This is a genomic window from Bradyrhizobium sp. PRIMUS42, assembly GCF_023006515.1.
Taxonomy (GTDB): domain Bacteria; phylum Pseudomonadota; class Alphaproteobacteria; order Rhizobiales; family Xanthobacteraceae; genus Bradyrhizobium.
The window spans coordinates 1-5,601 of record NZ_JALBGZ010000431.1; the positions used below are offsets into that span (position 1 = coordinate 1).

Consider the following 5,601-nt stretch of genomic DNA (forward strand, 5'->3'; position numbering starts at 1 on the left):
GCCTGTGGCGTCGATGAGCAGCAGCGTGCCCGACGTGCCGTCGACGCTGACGCACTCGACAGCCCCGAGATCGACAATGCGGCCGAGCTTGCCGATCGCGGCCGCCGTCGCATCCCACCAGAGTTCCGGATCCTGATCGATCGCTTGGCCATCCTGGCGTGGCGCTGGAAGGGGCGCCGATTCCATGCCGAGCTTGTCGCCGCGCGCATCGAGAGCGCAGGCGCGAACGCCGCCCGTTCCGACATCGATGCCGAGGAACACGCCTGTCATTCGACCTCCACAGCGTGAGCGATGCGTGTGCGGCAAGATTGCACTGCAGCACATTTGGGGGATTGACGTTCCAACCCGCCTCTGCAATTTTTTGCAAGACATGAAGAAAATTGCAAGCGGGCTTTTCCGGCGTGGCGATACCTTCCCACAGGCTGCCGATGGTTGACGGTGAGGCGTCGCTCGCAACGCGCGCGGCGTGGCTGTATTTCGCCGCCGGGCTGACCCAGTCCGAAGTCGCCGACCGCCTCAACATCCAGAGTACCAAGGCGCATCGGCTGATCGCGCGTGCCAGCCGCGAGGGCATGATCCGCGTCTTCGTCGAAGGACCTGTGGCCGAATGCGTCGCGCTGGAGAACACGCTGGTCGAGCGCTACGGCCTTGCCTTCTGCCGCGTCGCGCCCGATCTCGGCGAGGGCGAGCTGCCACTCAAGGCCCTGGCGCTCGAAGGCGCGAGCTTCCTGCGGCAGAACCTCGAGCGCGGCGAGGACAAGATCATCGGCGTCGGGCATGGCCGCACGCTCGCGGCGGTGGTCGAGCAGTTGCCGCAGACGCCGGCGCGCAGCGTGCAATTCGTCTCCCTGCTCGGCGGATTGACGCGGAAATTCGCCGCCAATCCGTTCGACGTCATTCACCGGCTAGCGGAACGCACCGGGGCGGAGGCCTATCTCCTGCCGGTGCCGGTGTTCGCCAATTCGGTCGCCGACCGTGCGGTGTTGATGAAGCAATTCGGCATCGCGGAGGTGTTCGCGCTCGCGCGCAAGGCCTCGCTCCTGTTCGTCGGCATCGGACAGATCCATGCCGAGGGCTTCCTCGTCTCGAGCGGCATGATCAGGCCGGACGAGGTCGTCGAATTGAAGCGCGCCGGCGCCTGCGCCGACCTGCTCGGACATTTCTTCAACGCCAACGGCGAGCTGCTGGACATCGACCTGTCGGCGCGTGCGACCTCGATGGAGGGGGCGGATCTCAGGAAACATCGCATCGTCGCCATCGGCGGCGGTCTCGCCAAGGTGACGGCGCTGCGCGCGGTGCTGCGCAGCCGCCTCCTGCACGGTCTCATCATCGACGAGGCGACCGCCCAGGCCCTCGCAACCGACAAGCTGGAGGCGACATCCGGCAAGGACAAGAACAACAAGACCGAGAATAAGCGTCAGAAGGGAAGTAAACGCGCATAACGGGAGGTTACCCATGTACGATCGCGAGAAGAATCTGTTCGAGTCCTACGCTGCCAAACGCATCAGCCGGCGTGATCTGCTGGATGGCGCCGCCAAGCTCGGCATCGCCGGCGTTGCTGCCAACGCGGCCTATGTCTCCGCAATGTCGCGGGCCATGGCGGCGGACTTCAACTGGAAGGCCTATAGCGGCAAGACGGTCAAGCTGCTGTTGAACAAGCATCCCTATGTTGATGCGATGATCGGCGATATCGAGGCCTTCAAGGCGCTGACGGGAATGAACGTCGCGTACGACATCTTCCCGGAGGACGTCTATTTCGACAAGGTCACCGCGGCGCTGTCCTCGAAATCGGACCAGTACGACGCCTTCATGACCGGCGCCTACATGACCTGGACCTACGGTCCGGCCGGCTGGATCGAGGATCTCAATGCCTACATCAAGGACCCCGCAAAGACCAACCCGGCCTTCGCCTGGGACGACGTGCTGCCCGGCCTTCGTTCCTCGACGGCCTGGGACGGCGTTGCCGGCTCCGAGCTCGGCTCGGGCAAGGCCAAGCAATGGTGCATCCCGTGGGGCTATGAGCTCAACAACATCACCTACAATCGCAACATCTTCGACAAGGTCGGCGCCAAGCCGCCGAAGAATCTCGACGAACTGCTCGACGTCGCCGCCAAGATCACCAAGGATGCGGGCGGACCTTACGGCGTCGGCGTGCGCGGCTCGCGATCGTGGGCCACGATCCATCCCGGCTTCCTCTCGGCCTATTCGAATTTCGGCCAGAAGGATTTCGTGATGGAGGGCGGCAAGCTGAAGGCCGCCATGAACACCAAGGCCTCCAAGGAGTTTCACGAGAAATGGGTCAAGATGATCCAGACCTCGGGGCCGAAGAACTGGTCGACCTACACCTGGTATCAGGTCGGCACCGATCTCGGCGCCGGCGCCTCCGGCATGATCTTCGACGCCGACATTCTCGGTTACTTCATGAACGGCGGCGAGAACAAGGAGAGGGGCAATCTCGGCTATGCGCCGTTCGCGGCCAATCCGGCCGCCAAGGCGCCGACGCCGAACGTCTGGATCTGGTCGCTCGCGCTCTCCAGCTTCTCCAAGCAGAAGGACGCGGCCTGGCTGTTCATGCAATGGGCGGCCTCGACCGAGCACGATCTGTTCGGCGCCCGCAAGATGGATTTCGTCAATCCGGTGCGCGCGTCGGTCTGGAAGGACAGCGAATTCCGCGATCGGATCGCAAAGTCCTATCCGGGCTATCTCGAGCAGCATGATCTGTCCTCGCCGGGTGCCAAGATCTACTTCACGGCCCAGCCGCTGTTCTTCGACCTGACGACGGAATGGGCGGCTTCGCTCCAGAAGATGGTAGCCAAGGAGGTCAGCATCGACGAGGGACTAGACAAGCTCGCCGACAGCATCAACCGCCAGCTCAAGCAGGCAGGCCTTGGTTGAACGGCCTTGGCTGAGCTTGCCGCCTACGACGCCTTGCGTGGCGCCCATTCCTCCGCGCCACGCCAACCGCCGGTTCGGAACGCCCATCCGATCCGAGCCGGCGATGTTGAAGCCAATGCGTGATCCCGTATCATCATGAGCATGGTCCAGTTGTCCCAGACGAATGTGCTGCCGCGCCGCACCACGAGGCTGCGCGGGCGCATGCTGCCCTATCTGCTGAGCCTGCCGGCCCTGCTGGTCTGCATCGCCATCCTCGTGCCCTTCGTGACGGCGGCGATCTATTCGCTCCAGCGCTACCGGCTGAACCTGCCTTACCTGCGCGGCTTCATCGGGGTCGACAATTACATCGACTTTCTCTCCGATCCCGCCTTCTGGAACACGCTTCGCATCTCGCTCGCCTATACCGCCTTGACGGTGGTGCTCGAGCTCCTGCTCGGCCTCGGCATTGCCCTGCTGCTGCGGCGTCCGACGCGCTTTCACAATGCGGTGTCCATCGCGCTGCTGCTGCCGTTGATGACGGCGCCCGCGATCGCGGCGCTGATGTGGAAGCTCATGACCAACCCGAGCTTCGGCATCCTGTCCTATCTCGTCAGCCTGCTCGGCGTGCACGACTTCAAATGGGCGTCCGATCCTTCGAGCGCATTGTTCACGGTGGTGCTGGTGGACGTCTGGGTCTACACGCCCTTCATCATGATCCTGCTGCTGGCAGGCCTGCGCTCGCTGCCGCGGCAGCCGTTCGAGGCCGCGGCGCTCGATGGTGTCCCGGCCAGCTTCGTGTTCTTCCGCATCACGCTGCCGATGCTCGCGCCCTACATCATCACGGCGTCGCTGTTTCGCCTGCTGGATTCGATCCAGCAGTTCGACATCATCTATGCGATGACGCAGGGCGGTCCCGGTGACCGGCTGATGGTGTTCCAGGTCCAGGCCTATCTCGAATTCTTCCAATACACCAATGTCGGCCGTTCGGCGGCACTGCTGATGATCCTGTGGCTGATCACCAATATCCTGTCGAACATCTTCATCAAGAACTGGCTGCGGCTGCGGGCGCGCGCCCACGGCCACGCGTGAGGCACGGGAGGCGGCGATGGATCACTCCAATCTCGCAGGGCGCATCTTCCGCGGTATGGCGCTCGCGCTCGTGCTCGTGTTCTTCATGTTTCCGATCGTCTGGATATTCCTGATGTCGTTCCAGGCCAACGAGCAAATCCTGCGGATTCCGCCGCACATCCTGTTCGAGCCGACACTGGCCAATTACCAGGCCCTGATCTCGGGGCAGCTGCGGACCGCTGCCGGCAATCTCGAAATATCCTTCATGCGCAACCTCGTGAACAGCTTTGCGCTGTCGAGCGCGGCCGTGGTGCTGGCCCTGCTGCTCGGCGTGCCCGCGGCCTACGCCTTTGCGCGGTTCAAGTTCCGGCTCGGCGAGACCATCGCCTTCACGTTGCTGTCGTTCCGCTTCGCGCCGCCGCTGCTGGTGCTGTTGCCGCTGTCGCTATACTACCAACAGCTCGGCCTCAACGACACCTATTTCGGCATCGTCTGGGTCTATCAGCTCATCGCGCTGCCGCTGATCCTGTGGATCGTGCGCGGCTATTTCGAGGACATCAGCCCCGACATCGAGCATGCCTATCGCCTCGCTGGTCATACCTGGCGCGAGGCATTCACGCGGATCGCGGTGCCGCTCGCAGGACCTGGCATCGCGGCAGCCGGCCTGCTGTCCTTCATCTTTTGCTGGAACAATTTCGTGTTCGCACTGATCCTGGCCTCGGCCGACAAGCAGCCCGTGACCGTGGGTGCGCTGGCGTTTGTCACGGCGTCCGGCATTCAGTACGGCCAGATCGCAGCCGCGATCGTGCTCTCGGTCACGCCGACCCTACTGCTCGCGCTGTACGCGCAGCGCTATCTGGTCGAAGGCCTGTCGCTCGGTGCGGTGAAAGGCTGACAGCATGGCGCGTCTTGAACTCAACGCCGTCGGCAAGTCGTTCGGCCCGGTCCGCTGCGCCGAGGATCTTTCGCTGGCGGTCGAGCCCGGCGAAATCGTCGCGGTGTTCGGTCCGTCCGGCAGCGGCAAGACCGTGCTCCTGCGCATGATCGCGGGCATGTTCGAACCGGACGAGGGAGACATCCTGGTCGGCAGTCGATCGATCGTGGGCGCGCCGCCCGAGCAGCGCGGGATCGGCATGGCCTTCCAGAACTTTGCCCTGTTTCCCCACATGAGCGCGCAGAACAACATCGCCAGCGGCCTGCCAGCCAAGACGGGCGCCGCGGAGGTGGCGAGCCGGGTCAAGTCGATCAGCCAGCTGTTGAAGATCGAGCATGTGCTCGGCCACAGGCCGCGCGAATTGTCGAACGGGCAGAAGCAGCGCACCGCGCTCGCGCGCGCCCTGATCGGCAACCCGGATGTGCTGCTGCTCGACGATCCCTTGCGCAATGTCGATGCCAAGCTGCGCTACGAGATGCGGCTCGAATTGCCGAGCCTGCTGCGGCGGAGCTCGGCCGCAGTCCTCTACGTCACCCAGGACTATCGCGAGGCGATGGCGATCGCCGACCGGATCGCGGTGCTGGTCGACGGCCGTCTGGTGCAGGTCGCGCGTCCCGAGGAGATCTATGCCAGACCCGCGTCGGTTGCGGTCGCGCGCCTGTTCGGCGATCCCAGCATCAACCTCGCGGAGGTCGAGCCGGTCGCCGCGCAGGGCGGGCTCAGCG

The 5,601-nt window shown here is 64.1% G+C and carries 6 protein-coding genes; 5 read left to right on the top strand and 1 reads right to left on the bottom strand.

The window, feature by feature from the left end; all coding sequences use genetic code 11:
- On the bottom strand, positions 1–270 hold a 270-nt coding region (locus tag MOV75_RS25690), incomplete at its 3' end, for an FGGY family carbohydrate kinase (protein WP_247006814.1).
- Positions 271–428: 158 nt separating this feature from the next.
- Between MOV75_RS25690 and MOV75_RS25695 the strand changes: the two genes are divergently transcribed.
- The 5 genes from MOV75_RS25695 to MOV75_RS25715 form a co-directional block, all read left to right on the top strand.
- A complete protein-coding gene (locus MOV75_RS25695; protein WP_247006815.1) occupies positions 429–1,442 on the top strand; it encodes a sugar-binding transcriptional regulator in 1,014 nt (337 codons plus the stop codon).
- Between the two features lie 13 nt (positions 1,443–1,455).
- A complete protein-coding gene (locus MOV75_RS25700) occupies positions 1,456–2,895 on the top strand; it encodes an extracellular solute-binding protein (protein ID WP_246930776.1) in 1,440 nt (479 codons plus the stop codon).
- A gap of 141 nt (positions 2,896–3,036) precedes the next feature.
- Positions 3,037–3,963: a carbohydrate ABC transporter permease gene (locus tag MOV75_RS25705; protein ID WP_246930782.1), complete on the top strand. Its 927-nt coding sequence runs from the start codon at positions 3,037–3,039 to the stop codon at positions 3,961–3,963.
- 16 nt (positions 3,964–3,979) lie between these two features.
- Entirely contained in the window at positions 3,980–4,837 is an 858-nt protein-coding gene (locus MOV75_RS25710; RefSeq protein WP_246930779.1) for a carbohydrate ABC transporter permease, read from the top strand.
- A 4-nt stretch (positions 4,838–4,841) separates the two neighbouring features.
- Positions 4,842–5,601, top strand: a 760-nt coding sequence (locus tag MOV75_RS25715; protein WP_247006816.1) for an ABC transporter ATP-binding protein, incomplete at its 3' end; no start/stop codon positions are given.